Source organism: Pseudomonas sp. CH61, from assembly GCF_059429415.1.
Genome location: NZ_CM182098.1, coordinates 3,916,658 through 3,931,246, shown reverse-complemented (window position 1 = coordinate 3,931,246; position 14,589 = coordinate 3,916,658). Strand labels below are relative to the sequence as shown.

At 59.9% G+C, this 14,589-nt stretch carries 10 protein-coding genes; 4 read left to right on the top strand and 6 right to left on the bottom strand.

Annotated features, from left to right (window positions below; translation table 11 throughout):
* Positions 1 to 54 precede the first annotated feature (54 nt).
* On the bottom strand, positions 55 to 213 hold the full coding sequence (locus AC5SEM_RS17540; RefSeq protein WP_169432680.1) for a DUF3309 family protein: 159 nt from the start codon (positions 211 to 213) through the stop codon (positions 55 to 57).
* Between the two features lie 324 nt (positions 214 to 537).
* On the opposite strand from AC5SEM_RS17540, the gene AC5SEM_RS17535 reads away from it, so the two are divergent.
* The 3 genes from AC5SEM_RS17535 to csrA all read left to right on the top strand — a co-directional run bounded on the left by AC5SEM_RS17535 (position 538) and on the right by csrA (position 2,070).
* Positions 538 to 1,353 carry an SDR family oxidoreductase gene (locus AC5SEM_RS17535; protein WP_331691703.1) on the top strand — a complete coding sequence of 272 codons (816 nt, stop codon included), beginning with the start codon at positions 538 to 540 and terminating at the stop codon, positions 1,351 to 1,353.
* Positions 1,354 to 1,416: 63 nt separating this feature from the next.
* On the top strand, positions 1,417 to 1,749 hold the full coding sequence (locus AC5SEM_RS17530) for a YnfA family protein (RefSeq protein WP_008088571.1): 333 nt from the start codon (positions 1,417 to 1,419) through the stop codon (positions 1,747 to 1,749).
* 135 nt (positions 1,750 to 1,884) lie between these two features.
* Positions 1,885 to 2,070, top strand: a complete 186-nt coding sequence (csrA, locus tag AC5SEM_RS17525) for a carbon storage regulator CsrA (RefSeq protein ID WP_077574041.1) — start codon at positions 1,885 to 1,887, stop codon at positions 2,068 to 2,070.
* A gap of 5 nt (positions 2,071 to 2,075) precedes the next feature.
* Here the strand turns inward: csrA and AC5SEM_RS17520 are convergent, their stop codons facing one another.
* The 4 genes from AC5SEM_RS17520 to AC5SEM_RS17505 all read right to left on the bottom strand — a co-directional run bounded on the left by AC5SEM_RS17520 (position 2,076) and on the right by AC5SEM_RS17505 (position 7,364).
* Positions 2,076 to 2,303 (bottom strand): YheU family protein, encoded by a 228-nt coding sequence (locus AC5SEM_RS17520; protein ID WP_153871035.1) that lies wholly within the window; start codon positions 2,301 to 2,303, stop codon positions 2,076 to 2,078.
* 170 nt (positions 2,304 to 2,473) lie between these two features.
* A complete protein-coding gene (locus AC5SEM_RS17515) occupies positions 2,474 to 3,664 on the bottom strand; it encodes an osmoprotectant NAGGN system M42 family peptidase (protein ID WP_077574040.1) in 1,191 nt (396 codons plus the stop codon).
* Positions 3,665 to 3,839: 175 nt separating this feature from the next.
* Positions 3,840 to 5,588, bottom strand: a complete 1,749-nt coding sequence (gene ngg / locus AC5SEM_RS17510) for an N-acetylglutaminylglutamine synthetase (protein WP_495470925.1) — start codon at positions 5,586 to 5,588, stop codon at positions 3,840 to 3,842.
* A 3-nt stretch (positions 5,589 to 5,591) separates the two neighbouring features.
* Positions 5,592 to 7,364 (bottom strand): N-acetylglutaminylglutamine amidotransferase, encoded by a 1,773-nt coding sequence (locus AC5SEM_RS17505; protein WP_495470924.1) that lies wholly within the window; start codon positions 7,362 to 7,364, stop codon positions 5,592 to 5,594.
* Positions 7,365 to 7,727: 363 nt separating this feature from the next.
* Here AC5SEM_RS17505 and AC5SEM_RS17500 point away from each other — a divergent pair, with 363 nt between their 5' ends.
* On the top strand, positions 7,728 to 12,548 hold the full coding sequence (locus AC5SEM_RS17500) for an NEL-type E3 ubiquitin ligase domain-containing protein (RefSeq protein ID WP_495470923.1): 4,821 nt from the start codon (positions 7,728 to 7,730) through the stop codon (positions 12,546 to 12,548).
* A gap of 3 nt (positions 12,549 to 12,551) precedes the next feature.
* Here AC5SEM_RS17500 and mnmC read toward each other — a convergent pair whose 3' ends face one another.
* A complete protein-coding gene (gene mnmC, locus AC5SEM_RS17495; RefSeq protein WP_495470922.1) occupies positions 12,552 to 14,531 on the bottom strand; it encodes a bifunctional tRNA (5-methylaminomethyl-2-thiouridine)(34)-methyltransferase MnmC2/FAD-dependent 5-carboxymethylaminomethyl-2-thiouridine(34) oxidoreductase MnmC1 in 1,980 nt (659 codons plus the stop codon).
* Positions 14,532 to 14,589 lie beyond the last annotated feature (58 nt).

The following is a 14,589-nucleotide window of genomic DNA, read 5'->3' as shown; positions in this document are numbered from 1 at the left end:
CGTGCAATAAAAAAGAGGCCCTGAACAGGGCCTCTTTTTATTGCGCTTGAATCGTTATATCCGACCGAGTAACAGCAGGACCAACAACACCACCAACACCACGCCGATAATGCCCGAAGGACCATAACCCCAACTTCTGGAGTGCGGGAAGACCGGCAGACCACCGATCAGCAACAGGATCAGGATAATGATTAGAATTGTGCCCATGTCGATTTCCTTGTTGATAGTGTTCGAGAAGTCTTGGTATTCAAAGGGCGACTGGAGACTAAGTAATTCCAGACGGCTTACAAATTCCGACCGGTGTGTGTGAAAGAAAATTCAATGTTTTTTTAATGTATTTGGATTGCTCGTTTATTTCCTTTGAAGCACAAGATCAAAAGATCGCAGCCTTCGGCGGCTCCTACAGGAGTTCGATGTAGGAGCTGCCGAAGGCTGCGATCTTTTGATCCTCCATTCAGCAATCTGATGGAGCGTGGGCGCGCGCCGATCCTTCGCTACACTCCGCGCATCTTCCCCGGAACAACAAGGCTGTCTGCTATGCAAAATCGCATGATGATCACTGGTGCGGGCTCGGGCCTGGGTCGCGAAATCGCGCTGCGCTGGGCGCGTGAAGGCTGGCAACTGGCCTTGTCGGACGTCAGCGAACCCGGCCTGCAGGAAACCCTGAAAATGGTCCGCGAGGCGGGTGGCGACGGCTTCATTCAGCGCTGCGATGTGCGTGATTACAGCCAGCTCACCGCGTTCGCTCAGGCGTGCGAAGAGAAGCTGGGTGGCATCGACATCATCGTCAATAACGCCGGTGTTGCCTCGGGCGGTTTCTTCAGCGAATTGTCGCTGGAAGACTGGGACTGGCAGATCGCGATCAACCTGATGGGCGTGGTCAAGGGTTGCAAAGCGTTTCTGCCGCTGCTTGAACAAAGCAAAGGCAAAATCATCAACATCGCCTCCATGGCCGCATTGATGCAGGGCCCGGCGATGAGTAATTACAACGTGGCCAAGGCTGGCGTGGTAGCACTTTCGGAAAGCCTGTTGATTGAACTGGCGCAACAGGAAGTCGGCGTGCACGTGGTCTGCCCGTCATTCTTCCAGACCAATCTGCTCGACTCTTTCCGTGGCCCGACCCCGGCGATGAAAGCGCAGGTCGGCAAGTTGCTGGAAAGTTCGCCGATCACGGCGGCGGACATCGCCGACTACATCTATCAGCAAGTGGCAGCCGGCGAGTTCATGATCCTGCCCCACGAACAAGGGCGCATGGCTTGGGCGATCAAGCAGAAAAACCCGCAACTGCTCTATAACGAAATGACTTCCATGGCCGAGAAAATGCGCGCCAAGGCCAAACAGAACAACGGCTGAGCTTGCCCGTAACAGACGGCGTCGTTAGGGTGGCCGCAATGGTCACCCTGTCGAGACGCATCAATGCTCAATTACTTGTGGTTCTTCCTCGCGGCGCTGTTTGAAATCGCCGGTTGTTTCGCCTTCTTCATGTGGCTGCGCCAGGGCAAAAGTGCTCTGTGGGTGATTCCTGCGCTGCTCAGTCTGACCTTGTTCGCGTTGTTGTTGACTCGCGTCGAAGCCAATTATGCCGGGCGCGCCTACGCCGCGTACGGCGGGATCTACATCGTCGCGTCGATTGGCTGGCTGATGGTGGTCGAGCGGGTGCGTCCATTGGGTTCGGACTGGATCGGCGTGGCACTGTGCGTGATCGGCGCCAGCGTGATTCTGTTCGGGCCGCGATTTTCTGCGGCGTGAGGGTTGCTTGTCGGAAACGTCTGACGGCTTGATGCGAGCATGGCTGTAAGGCAAAACTGATTTGCCCGCCATGCATTGTAGAGCCGCGGCAAGCCGCGCATCTTCAGGGCTCGCTAACCCTGAAGGACGAATCTCATGCTTGTACTCAGCCGTGTCGTTGGTGAGTTGATTTCAATCGGTGATGACATCACCTTGCGCGTTCTGTCAGTGAACGGCTCCAGCGTGCGCTTTGGCGTCGAGGCCCCGCAAAAGGTCAACGTGCACCGCGCGGAGGTCTATGAGCGGATTCAGCGCAAGCAGGCCACGCAGAAAGTTCGCTGAGGATTTCAGTCGAACAGATGCTTGGGCACGTCGTGCTTGAGCATCAACTGGCACTGCTCGCTTTCGGGGTCGAAGACGATCAGTGCCTGGCCTTTGGTCAAGGCTTGACGCACGCGCAGCACGCGGGTTTCCAGCGGCGTGTTATCGCCGTTGTCGGTGCCGTCGCGGGTGACGAAATCTTCGATCAGGCGGGTGAGGGTGTCGACTTCAAGCGCGTCGTAGGGAATGAGCATGGGCACCTCGGTCAAATCAATGTCGGGATGCTACGGCGATTGCGGGTTGGCTGCCAGTTTTGTGTTGCCTGGACTGACGTCATCGCGAGCAGGCTCACTCCTACAGGGGAACGCATTCCAAAGGTAGGCCTTCGCCTGCTCGCGATAGCGGTACTCCAAACATCGATGATTTAACTATCGGAACGCTGCCCCACCAGACTGTCCACCGACGGCACCCGCGTATCACTCTCCATCTGCGTGTCATGCTCAATCTGATGACTGAAGCGGTCCAGCGAAGCATTCGCTGGCGCTGCATCGCTGGCGAACACCGGTGGGCTCAAAATGTAAGCCCCGAGCAGTCGGCTCAGCGCCGCCAGGCTGTCGATGTGCGTACGCTCATACCCATGCGTCGCATCACAACCAAAAGCCAGCAGGGCGGTGCGGATATCGTGGCCGGCCGTCACTGCCGAGTGCGCATCGCTGAAGTAATAACGGAACAGGTCGCGGCGTACCGGCAGTTCGTTTTCACCGGCCAGACGCAGCAAATGTCGCGACAGGTGATAGTCATACGGGCCGCCGGAATCCTGCATCGCCACACTCACCGCGTGTTCGCTGGAGTGCTGCCCCGGAGCGACCGGCGCGATGTCGATGCCGACAAATTCGCTTACGTCCCACGGCAATGCTGCCGCCGCGCCGCTGCCGGTTTCTTCGGTAATGGTGAACAGCGGATGGCAGTCGATCATCAGTTCCTGACCGCTGTCGACGATGGCTTTGAGTGCCGCCAGCAGCGCGGCAACCCCGGCCTTGTCATCGAGGTGACGGGCGCTGATGTGGCCGCTTTCGGTGAATTCCGGCAGCGGATCGAACGCCACCACGTCACCGATGCTGATACCCAGCGAATCGCAATCGGCCTTGGTCGCACAGTAGGCGTCCAGACGCAGTTCGACGTGATCCCAGCTGATAGGCATTTCATCGACGGCAGTGTTGAACGCATGTCCGGACGCCATCAGCGGCAACACGCTGCCGCGAATCACACCGTTGTCGGTAAACAGGCTGACGCGGCTGCCCTCGGCGAAACGGCTCGACCAGCAGCCGACCGGGGCGAGGGTCAGGCGCCCGTTGTCTTTGATCGCACGGACGGCGGCGCCGATGGTATCGAGGTGCGCCGAGACGGCGCGGTCAGGACTGTTCTTTTTGCCTTTGAGTGTGGCGCGAATAGTGCCGCGCCGGGTCATTTCAAACGGAATGCCAAGTTCTTCCAGACGCTCGGCGACGTAGCGCACGATGGTGTCGGTGAACCCGGTGGGGCTGGGAATGGCGAGCATTTCCAGGAGGACTTTTTGCAGGTAGTTGAGATCCGGTTCGGGGATTTGCGTGGTCATGGAAACTCCTGATGGGTTGAGCACACCGATGGTTTCGATGAGGAAATATGGGTAGTGGATTTAAGGGCCTCTTCGCGAGCAGGTCGAATCGTCGCACCGTCGCTCCCACATTTGGAATTCATTCCCCTGTGGGAGCGAGCCTGCTCGCGAAGGCGTCAGCCCGTACAAAGCAGATTCAAGAGACAGCCGGCTGACTGTGCGGAAACAACAAATCGACAAAGCGCTCCGCGGTCGGCTGCGGCTCGTGGTTGGCCAGCCCGGCGCGTTCGTTGGCCTCGATAAACACGTACTCCGGTTGATCCGCCGCTGGCACCATCAAGTCGAGGCCAACCATCGGAATATCCAGCGCCCGCGCCGCCCGCACTGCGGCATCGACCAGCGTCGGATGGAGAATCGCGGTGACATCTTCCAGCGTGCCGCCGGTGTGCAGATTCGCCGTACGTCGCACAAACAGATGCTCACCCGCCGGCAAAATGCTGCTGTAGTCGTAACCCGCGGCATGCAAAGTGCGCTGGGTTTCGTGGTCCAGCGGAATCTTGCTTTCGCCGCTGGTGGCCGCTTGCCGCCGACGGCTTTGCGCCTCGATCAACGCGCCGACCGAATGCTGACCATCGCCGACCACTTCCGCCGGTTTGCGAATCGCCGCCGCGACCACTTCAAAGCCAATCACCAGAATCCGCAGATCAAGGCCTTCATGGAAGCTTTCCAGCAGCACGCGGCTATCAAATTGCTTCGCTGTTTCGATGGCTTGCTGCACCTCTTCGATGCTCTGCAAATCCACCGCCACGCCTTGACCCTGTTCACCGTCGAGCGGCTTGACCACCACTCGTTGATGCTCATCGAGGAAGGCCAGATTGTCGTCGGCATTACCGGCCAGTTGCTGCGACGGCAGGTTCAACCCGGCGCCTTTGAGCACTTTGTGCGTCAGGCTTTTGTCCTGACACAGGCTCATGCTGATTGCACTGGTCAGGTCGCTCAACGATTCGCGGCAACGCACGCGGCGCCCGCCGTGGCTGAGGGTGAACAGCCCGGCATCAGCGTCATCCACTTGCACATCGATGCCGCGTCGATGGGCTTCTTCAACGATGATTCGCGCGTACGGGTTGAACTGCGCCTCCGGCCCCGGGCCGAGAAACAGCGGCTGATTGATGCCGTTCTTGCGCTTGATGGCAAAGGTCGACAGGTTGCGGAAACCGAGCTTGGCGTAGAGGTTTTTCGCCTGACGGTTGTCGTGCAATACCGACAGGTCGAGATAGCTAAGGCCGCGACTCATGAAGTGCTCGATCAGGTGCCGCACCAGCACTTCGCCGACACCCGGTCGCGAGCACTGCGGATCAACCGCCAGGCACCACAGGCTGCTGCCGTTTTCCGGGTCGTTGAAGGCTTTTTGATGGTTCAGGCCCATGACGCTGCCGATCACCGCGCCGCTGTCTTCATCCTCGGCGAGCCAATACACCGGGCCGCCCTGATGGTGCGGAGTCAGCCGCGTGGCATCGATCGGCAACATGCCGCGTGCCTGATACAACTGATTGATCGCCTGCCAGTCCGCCTCACTTTGCGCGCGGCGGATACGAAAGCCGCGAAACACTCGGGTCGCCTGCCGGTAATCGCTGAACCACAGGCGCAAGGTGTCGGATGGATCAAGGAACAATTGCGTCGGCTCCAGGCCGAGAATCTGCTGCGGTGCTGCAACGTACAAAGCGATATCGCGCTCGCCGGGCTGCTCTTTGAGCAGCTCCTGCGCCAGAGACGCAGGATCGGGAAAGGTGTGGCCGATCAGCAACCGGCCCCAGCCGCAATGCAGCGCAATCGGCTCGGCGGCCAGCGTGCTGCCGTCTTCGGCCAGACGTGCCTGCAAGCGTTCATAAGACGGTGTCTGACCGCGTAGCAGCCGTTGGTTGATGGCCGTGGCGTGGGGTTTCATCGATCAGATTCCTTGTTCACTGAGCCACAGGTTCAGGGCTGCCAGTTGCCACAGCTTCGAACCGCGCAACGGCGTCAGTTGGCCTTGCGGATCGGTCAGCAATTTGTCGAGCATGGCCGGGTTGAACAGGCCGCGATCCTGACTCGGATCGAGCAGCAGTTCGCGTACCCAGTTCAGGGTGTCGCCCTGCAAGTGCTTGAGACCCGGCACCGGGAAGTAGCCTTTTTTGCGGTCGATCACTTCACTTGGAATCACTCGACGCGCGGCTTCTTTCAAGACTTGTTTGCCGCCATCGGGCAGCTTGAATTGGCCCGGCACTCGCGCCGACAGTTCGACCAGTCGATAGTCGAGAAACGGCGTGCGCGCCTCCAGACCCCAAGCCATGGTCATGTTGTCGACACGTTTGACCGGGTCGTCGACCAGCATCACCGTGCTGTCCAGACGCAGAGCTTTGTCGACGGCAGCATCAGCGCCGGGCTGGGCGAAATGTTCTTTGACGAAGTCGCCGGCAGCGTCGTGCGCAGTCAGCCATTGCGGTTGTACGGTGGCGGCGTAGTCGTCATAACTGCGGTCGAAAAACGCGTTGCGATAGGCCGCATACGGATCGGCTGCGCCATCGACTTGCGGGTACCAGTGGTAACCGGCGAACAGCTCATCCGCGCCCTGGCCGCTCTGTACCACCTTGCAGTGCTTGGCCACTTCGCGCGACAACAGATAGAACGCGATGCAGTCATGGCTGACCATCGGCTCGCTCATCGCACGGAACGCGGCGGGCAGTTGCTCGATGATCTCTTTCTCGTCGATACGCAACTGATGGTGTTGGGTGCCGTAGTGTTTGGCGATCAGATCGGAATACTGAAACTCGTCACCGCGCTCACCGCCGGCATCCTGGAAACCGATGGAGAAGGTCGACAGGTTCTCCACGCCGACTTCACGCAACAGGCCGACGAGCATGCTCGAATCGACACCGCCGGACAGCAGCACGCCGACATCCACCGCCGCACGTTGACGGATCGCCACCGCTTCGCGAGTGCTGTCGAGGACGCGGTCAACCCAGTCTTCCAGCTTCAGGTTTTTCTCGTCTTCCTGTGGGCCGTAGGGCAGGGTCCACCAGGTTTTCTGCTCGGTGGTGCCATCGGCTTCAACGCGCATCCAGGTCGCCGGTGGCAGTTTTTCAATGCCGGCCAGCAGGGTGCGCGGCGCCGGGACCACGGCATGGAAATTCAGGTAGTGATTGAGCGCCACCGGGTCGAGAATCGGGTTGATGTCGCCGCCCTTGAGCAACGCCGGCAACGCCGAGGCAAAGCGCAAACGCTGACCCGTGCGCGACAGGTACAACGGCTTCACGCCGAGACGGTCGCGGGCGATGAACAGGCGTTGGGCGTCGCGTTCCCAAATGGCAAAGGCGAACATGCCATTGAGCTTCGGCAGCAACGCTTCGCCCCAGGCGTGATAGCCCTTGAGCAGCACTTCGGTGTCGCCACCGGAATAGAAGGCATAACCCAGCGCTTCGAGTTCGGCACGCAGTTCCGGGAAGTTGTAGATCGCGCCGTTGAAGGCCAGGGACAGGCCCAGTTGGCTGTCGATCATCGGCTGCGCCGAGCCGTCCGACAGGTCCATGATTTTCAGGCGGCGATGTCCCAGGGCAATCGGCCCTTGGGCATGGAAGCCCCACGCGTCGGGGCCGCGAGGGGCAAGGTGATGGGTGATTCTCTCGATCGCTGCAAGGTCTGCAGGTTGTTGATCAAAACGTAACTCGCCAGCTAATCCGCACATAAAATCCTTACCGGTTTTTCCGTTGGGGAGGGGTCAAGCCGTACCTCGCCAGAAGAGCGGGTACTCAGAAACTGACCAGACTCGGTAGGGGGAGTTTTAGATCGATAAGTTATAAAGAGGCGACTCTGCCTTTTGCGCGACAGTTATGAGGGCTGATCGGAAGACGCGGTCTTTGCGCGCGCCGATGCGCTTTTCAGCGTCAGCGCGTCAGGGGCACGGTAATGCTCGCCGGGTGGTGCAGGGCTATTTTATTCATGACAAAAAGTGCTTGATTGGCCTGGATTACCCACAGGATTTTGAGTTGTTAATCACTGCGCGTCACCGCTAACGTCAAAGGCTCAACCGCAATAAAGGACTATTGCCATGCTCGCCCAAGACAACAAACCTGCTCAGGCTCAAGGGGCCATCCTGAGCACTTTATTCGACGCAACCGGCGACCTCGACACCGCTGAAACTCTGGAAAAAACGCTCCCGGCGTATTTGCTCCAGGCGTCGGCCGCCAGTCTGGCAAGGCTGGATGAAATCAACCGTGAACTGTACGCCCGGCAACTCAAGGTCAATAAGGATCTGGCCCGGCTAAAACCGTTGGCCGACTTCTGTATCAGCGAACTCAACGCGGCACTGAGCCAAAAATGGCCCGCGCTTTATGACGCAGGCGCGGATGTGCTCAGTCTGCCGGGTGTTGATTGTGGCTGCGAAACGAACGCGACCGATCAGGCCGGGATAGACCTCGTCAAACACGCCTCGCAAACGCTCTTGCAGGCTGCCATGCAAAATTTTACCGAAGACGAGGAGCAGGCTGACGCGTTTCCCGATGGCAGTCAGGTGCGCCTGAAAAGCGCGCCGCAGGGTGTGAGCGGCTTGACCCCAGCGGCGTTTGCCGCGTTTTGCCGTCAACTGGATCTGGGCCAGAAATACCAGGAGCATCTGCAGCAAGTGTTCGGCCTGTGTGATGAAAGCGGCAAAATCGTGGCGACCAGTGCCATGACCCGTGATATCGCCGCGTTGAAACAGTCGCTATTGGAACTGGATGCGCACCTGGCCGTGCTCAAAGGCGATATCACAGCGGCAGGCTTGCGCATGTTGCAGGACCTGGTGATGGCCGAGGGCGCGTTGACGCCAACCCTGCGGTACGGCGAAGAACCGCTGATCATGCAGGGCATCCAGATGCTCGACAGCTGCGTGTGGGGCGTCGTCGTTTTTTCCAGACGCTCCGTGGAACAATACCCTGAGGACGGATGCATGGTGTACATGGCCGGCGAGCCTGAGCGGGCCGTGTACGAATACCCGAGTTTCAATGCATTCAAGCGCTACCTGGTGCAACAACTGAAAAGCGTGGATTATCGGGACTACTTTGCCCGCAGCCTCGACGAAGATGACAAGGCGGATTTCTTCCAGACGCTCGCTGAAAAAGGCGATCTGGGTCTGGTCAAACAATGGCCGATCAGCGTGCCGCTCTTCGATTTCATGGTGCAAAGCCATGTCGGCAAGTTGCAGATCGACGCACGCAAACTGGCAGTGCCTACTGCTGATATCGATGAAGAGACGCGCCGCAAGCGTCTGCTCGATTTCGTTCAGCGCGGAGTGAATATTGCCTCGGTGGCCGGGCTCTTCGTGCCGGTGCTCGGACAATTGATGATGGGCGTCGCGGTGGGGCAATTGCTTGGCGAAGTGTACGAAGGTGTCGAAGACTGGCAGCGCGGTGATCATCAGCAAGCCCTGTCGCATCTGCTCAGCGTGGTCGAGAACATCGCGTTGATGGGCGTCTTCGCCGGTGGGCAAAAAGTGTTGGGGACACTGGGTCGCAAACTGCTGCGCACGCACCCGCAGTTCTTTGGGGAATTCACTGCCATTCTCAATCACGCCGGTAAAGCGCGCCTGTGGAAGCCTGATCTCGCGCCCTACGAGCATTTTCTTCCGGCAGGGGTCACCATCGATCCCGGCTCGAAGGGGTTTTATCAGATTGGTGCAAAAACCCTTGGCAATGTTGACCATCGTGTGTTCGCCGGCAACTACGATATCGATGCTAACCTGTGGCGTCTGGAGCACGCCGAACGAACGCAAGCCTATACCCCGGAACTGGTCCGGCACGTCGAAGGCGGTTGGCGGCTACCCGGCGAAGAGCCGGAGGAATGGGGCAGCTCCGCGTACTCACTCAAACGCATCGATCCGCACTTGCGCGAATTCGTCGACAGCGACCTGGACATGATGCGTCGACTCAGCGACACCTCGCATCAGACCGTGCTCGACACCTTCAGCGACAATCTGAGCCTGCCTGAGCGCCTGCGCGATACCGTCGAGCGTGTACGCATCGGGCTCCAGTTGCGGGAGTTGACCGTGGCGCTGGAAAACGGCGGAACCCATTCCGGGCAATCTGGCGAGACGCTGATGCATGCCTTGCCGAAACTGCCGGGCTGGCCCACCGACCGCTATATCGAGGTGGCCGGAGAAGAAGGGGCCGTCGAAGCAACCTATCCGGCGAACAGTACGATCGACGAAACGCTGGGTGTGGTCGTTACCCGGGACCAATTGTCCCGGGGCCAATTGTTGCAAACGGTTATCGATGGTCTGTACCAAAACGAGGTCGATGCATTGCTTGGCGGCAAAGTCGCAAGAAGCACTGAGGAAAGCGCACTGGCGAAAAAGCTGGGTGCGGCGCTCAGGTCCGATTATCGCGCGGTGTTCGAGCGTCTGTATCAACGCTACGACGAGATTCAGGCGGATGAGCTGCTGAATTTGCGCAAGGTTTTCGCCGACATCCCGGCACGCTATGGACAACGGCTGATCGACCGCGCACCCAGTGTCGAGCGCCAGCACCTGCGCGCCACCGCACGGGTGCCATTGCGGCTGGGGCAGCGCGCCCGGGCCGCTGCCGCCAAGGTGCGGCTCGACCGTGGGTTGACGGGATTTCACTGGCCACTGCTGGCGAATGCCGATACCGACAAACTGGCCATTCAATTGCTGCCACGCCTTGGCGGCTGGGATAAAAAACTGCGCCTGGAGGTGCGCGAAAAGGCGTTGACCGGGCCCGTGCTGGAAGCCATCGGCGATGCGTCCGCGACCGCCGACGATACCTGTTACCTGGTGAAATCCGCTGACGGTTATGAAGCATTTGACGGCAACAAAAAATCCCTTGGCAAGGTGGCGTCGGCGCCCGACGCGTTGTACACCGCCATCCTGAAGGCGCTCCCGTCACGTCAGCGTGAAGCGAGCGGATTGATCGATGCCGGGCAGCCAAGCAGACAGCGCTTGCGCAGAAAATTGCTCGACGCAGGGTTCGAAGAGCGCGAAGCCACCGCGCGCGCACTGGTCAACGGCAAGTACGAACCGCCGGGCGTCGAGCCGGCCTGCGTGCAAGGCGATCAGGCCCCGGCGACACACCACTCAGGCAAGTTGCTGCGCAAAGTGCGCAAACTCTATCCCCGCCTGGATGACGCGCAGGCCAGTCAATTGCTTGATGAGCTGGGCGACGATCCGCTGAGCCGGGCGATTCGGGTCAAAGCCTTGCGTCAGGATTTGAAAACCCTGCGTGACGTTCTTTTTATCTGGAGTGAAGATGGCACCGCCCTGGAGGCGATGGGTGGGGAACTGGCCGAAGCGCGGCAAAGCCGCAAGATGGTGGCCGAGCTGATCGTAGAGGGCTTTCGGCGGTTTGACTGGACCGAGGGTGAACAGGGCAAATCGGTCTGCGCCCTCAATCTCGATCGAATGCGCATCGGCAAGCTGCCGAGCATGCCTGCGGGATTGAGCTTTGACCATATCCAGCATTTGTCGATGAAAGACATGGCGCAGAATGATGATGTCACGTACTTCCTCAAATCCTTCAAACAGCTTGAGTCGCTGGAACTCGACAACAATAAAATCACCCGGCTCCCCGAGGTGCTGTCGCATATGCCCAACTTCAAGCGATTGAGCCTGGAGGGCAATCAGCTAAAGCTGACCGAGCAGACATTGACGAAGCTGAACCGGCTGCGCACGCTGACGTACCTGAATCTGAACAACAACCCGTTGGGCGCCACCCCGGATGTCAGTCAAATGAGCAACCTGCGTCTGTTGTTGCTGCGCGATACGGGGATTACCGAACTGCCTCAAGGTCTGCAGAATCTCGCCCATATCGAATGGATGGATCTGAGCAAAAACAAGATCAAGGAGTTGCCCGATTGGCTGTTTCAAAAACCGCGACGGTTTACCCGGGTGCTCAACCTGGGGCTCAATCCCTTTACTGAAACCAGCCAAACGTATCTGGATAACTACCGCAATAATTACGGTACAGGAATGGGTTACACCGCAGACGACATTGCCCGACTCCACGAGCAAACTGCGCGCTCATTATGGCTCACCAAGACGACCGGTGAGGAATGGCTGACGCAGGTGCGGATCTGGCAGGCGTTTCGCGACGATCCCCGTGCCGAAGGCTTGTTCCAGTTGCTGGCGCGACTGGGCGATACCGCCGACGGGACGAAGGGCAGCGCTGACATGCAGCGACGGATCTGGGAAGTATTGAAGGCAGCAGAGGCTGATGGCCCTCTGTGCGATGAGTTGCTCGATATGGCCGCCAACCCGATCAATTGCGATGACACAGCGGCGATCAATTTCAGTCATCTTGAAGTTGCTGTTCACGTCGATCATGTCACCAAGGGAGCCGGCGGCAAGGTCACTGCCAAACCGCTGCTCGAACTCGGCCGCAGGCTGTTCCGGCTGCATCGACTCAACGCGATTGCCCACGACCATGCGGTCAAGGTCGGGAAGCTGGATGAAGTCGAGGTGAACCTGGCTTATCGCATCGGGCTGGCGAAGACCCTGGACCTGCCCGGCCAGCCGCAGAACATGCTGCTCGGACCGGAGAGCGGCGTGACCGCCGCTGATCTGGAAAAGGCGCAACACCGGATCGCTACAGATGAACTCTCCCCCCAATGGCTCGAATTCATGCAGCAGCAGACGTTCTGGCGTGACTACCTGAAACGTACGTTTACGCGTCAGTTCTCGCTGATTGAAGCGTCGTTCGCGCCGCGGATGAGTGCCCTCGATGAGCAGGCGGACACACTGCCCAGTGCTGACTATGTGAGTAAGGGGCTTGCCCTCAAACTTCAAAAGGAGCAGGCGCAAGAGGCAGAGTTCAAGCGCCTGACGCAAGAGTCTATCCGCCTGATGGACCTGGGCCTGTGCGTGATGCCAGACATGTGAGATTCACTTGCCGCGAATCAACTGCCGCAGGGCGAAGCGGTTAGGGTGACAGGCTTCGGCGACACTGCGTGGCAGCGGCAGCGGCTCGTTGTCCAGCCACGCGGCGAGCAGTTCGCCTGACAGCGGCGCGGTGATCAGACCGCGAGAGCCGTGGCCGCTGTTGATGTACAAGCCGTCGAGCCAAGGGCAGGCGATGTCTGGCACCTGACGGGCATCCTTGCTCAGGGCGGCATAGGCGTCGAGGAAGGCGTCGCGATCGGCGAGCGGGCCGACAATCGGCAAATAGTCAGGGCTGGTGCAGCGAAAGGCGGCGCGGCCCTGCAGGTTGTCGACCGGCTGTTCGCGGATGTGCAGACGCGCGACGAGGTCGCTGGAGATCTCTTCGAGCATCGCCAGATTGCCCACATGCTCGGCGGTGGTCGGCGTCAGGTCATTGCTGTTGAAATCGAAACTGGCACCGAGGGTGTGCTCGCCCAATCGGGCCGGGGCGACGTAGCCTTCGGCACATACCACGGTGGCCAGTGCCTGACTGTCTGCGGTTTCGGCGAGACGGGTGATTTGCCCGCGAATGCGCTTGAGCGGCAACTCGGCACTCTGGGCGAAACGTTTGATCTCGGCAGCACCGGCCAGCACCACGACCGGCGCGCTGGCGAGCAAACGCTCACCGTCCAGCGCCTGCCACTGATCATCGACCTTGCGCAGTTGCAGCGCTTGGCAATGGCTGAGCAGTTCGATGTTCGGCTGCGCCGCTTGTGCCTGACACAGCGCCGGCGGATGCACCCAGCCAGCTTCGGGATAGTACAAACCGCCATGGCTCACGCCGACCCCGGCGCGGGCTTGCGCCTCGGGCTGATCCAGCCACTGCAACAGATCTTCGGGAAAGGCTTGCGCCAATTGCGCGTGGCGCTCGGCTTCCTTGGCATTGAACGCCAGTTGCAGCACGCCGCAATCGTCCCAATCGGTGCCGCGTTGCAGGGTTTCCAGCAGGCGCCGGGTGTAACCGAAACCGCTGACGATCAGTTGCGACAACGCCGTGCCGTGGGCGGACAGTTTCAGGTACAGCACACCTTGTGGATTGCCGGAGGCTTCCTGCGCCACGGCGTCATGGCGTTCCAGCAACGTGACCTGCCAGCCGCGTGCGGCCAGACTGGACGCCGTGGCACATCCGGCCAGACCGGCGCCGATCACCAGCGCACGCCGCTCACCGACAATCGGGGCAGGGCGCGCGAACCACGGCTTGTCCGGCACTGGCGGCGCAACTTCCGCTGGCCAGCCGAGAAACTCGCCACGGAGGATTTCCCACTTGTGGCCGATGCCCGGCGTGCGCTTCATTTTGAACCCGGCGGCATTCAGCAAACGCCGTACCCAACCGGTGCTGGTGAAGGTGCTGATGGTCGAACCGGGCGCTGCCAGTCGCGCCAGTTCGACGAACAGTTCGGCGGTCCACATGTCGGGGTTTTTCGCCGGGGCGAAGCCGTCGAGAAACCACGCGTCGATCTGCGCATCGAGCTGCGGCAGCTGTTCCAGTGCATCGCCGATCAGCAGCGTCAGCGTCACGCGGCCGTTGGCCAACGTGATGCGCTGAAAACCCTGATGGATCGCCACGTAGTGCGTCAGCAACTGATCGGCCAACGGCTTGAGCTCTGGCCACAAGGCCAGGGCCCGGTGCAAATCGGCAGGGCTCAGCGGGTATTTTTCGACGCTGACGAAATGCAGCCGCGCACCGGCCACCGCATGCTGCTCGAACAACTGCCAGGCGCAGAGAAAATTCAGTCCGGTGCCGAAGCCGGTTTCACCAATAACCAAACGACCGCTTGCCGGCAATGCGGCAAAACGCTCGGCCAGACGGTTTTGTTCGAGGAATACATAACGGGTTTCGTCCAGACCTGATTTGTCGGAAAAATACACGTCGTCGAACACCCGCGAACGCGGGCGTCCCTGGTCATCCCAGTCGAGTTGGGCGTGGGGCAATACAGGTTTCATGGCAGGCTCGGCAACGACAAGGCGGCCATTCTAGCCGATCGCGCAGGGGCTGCTTGAT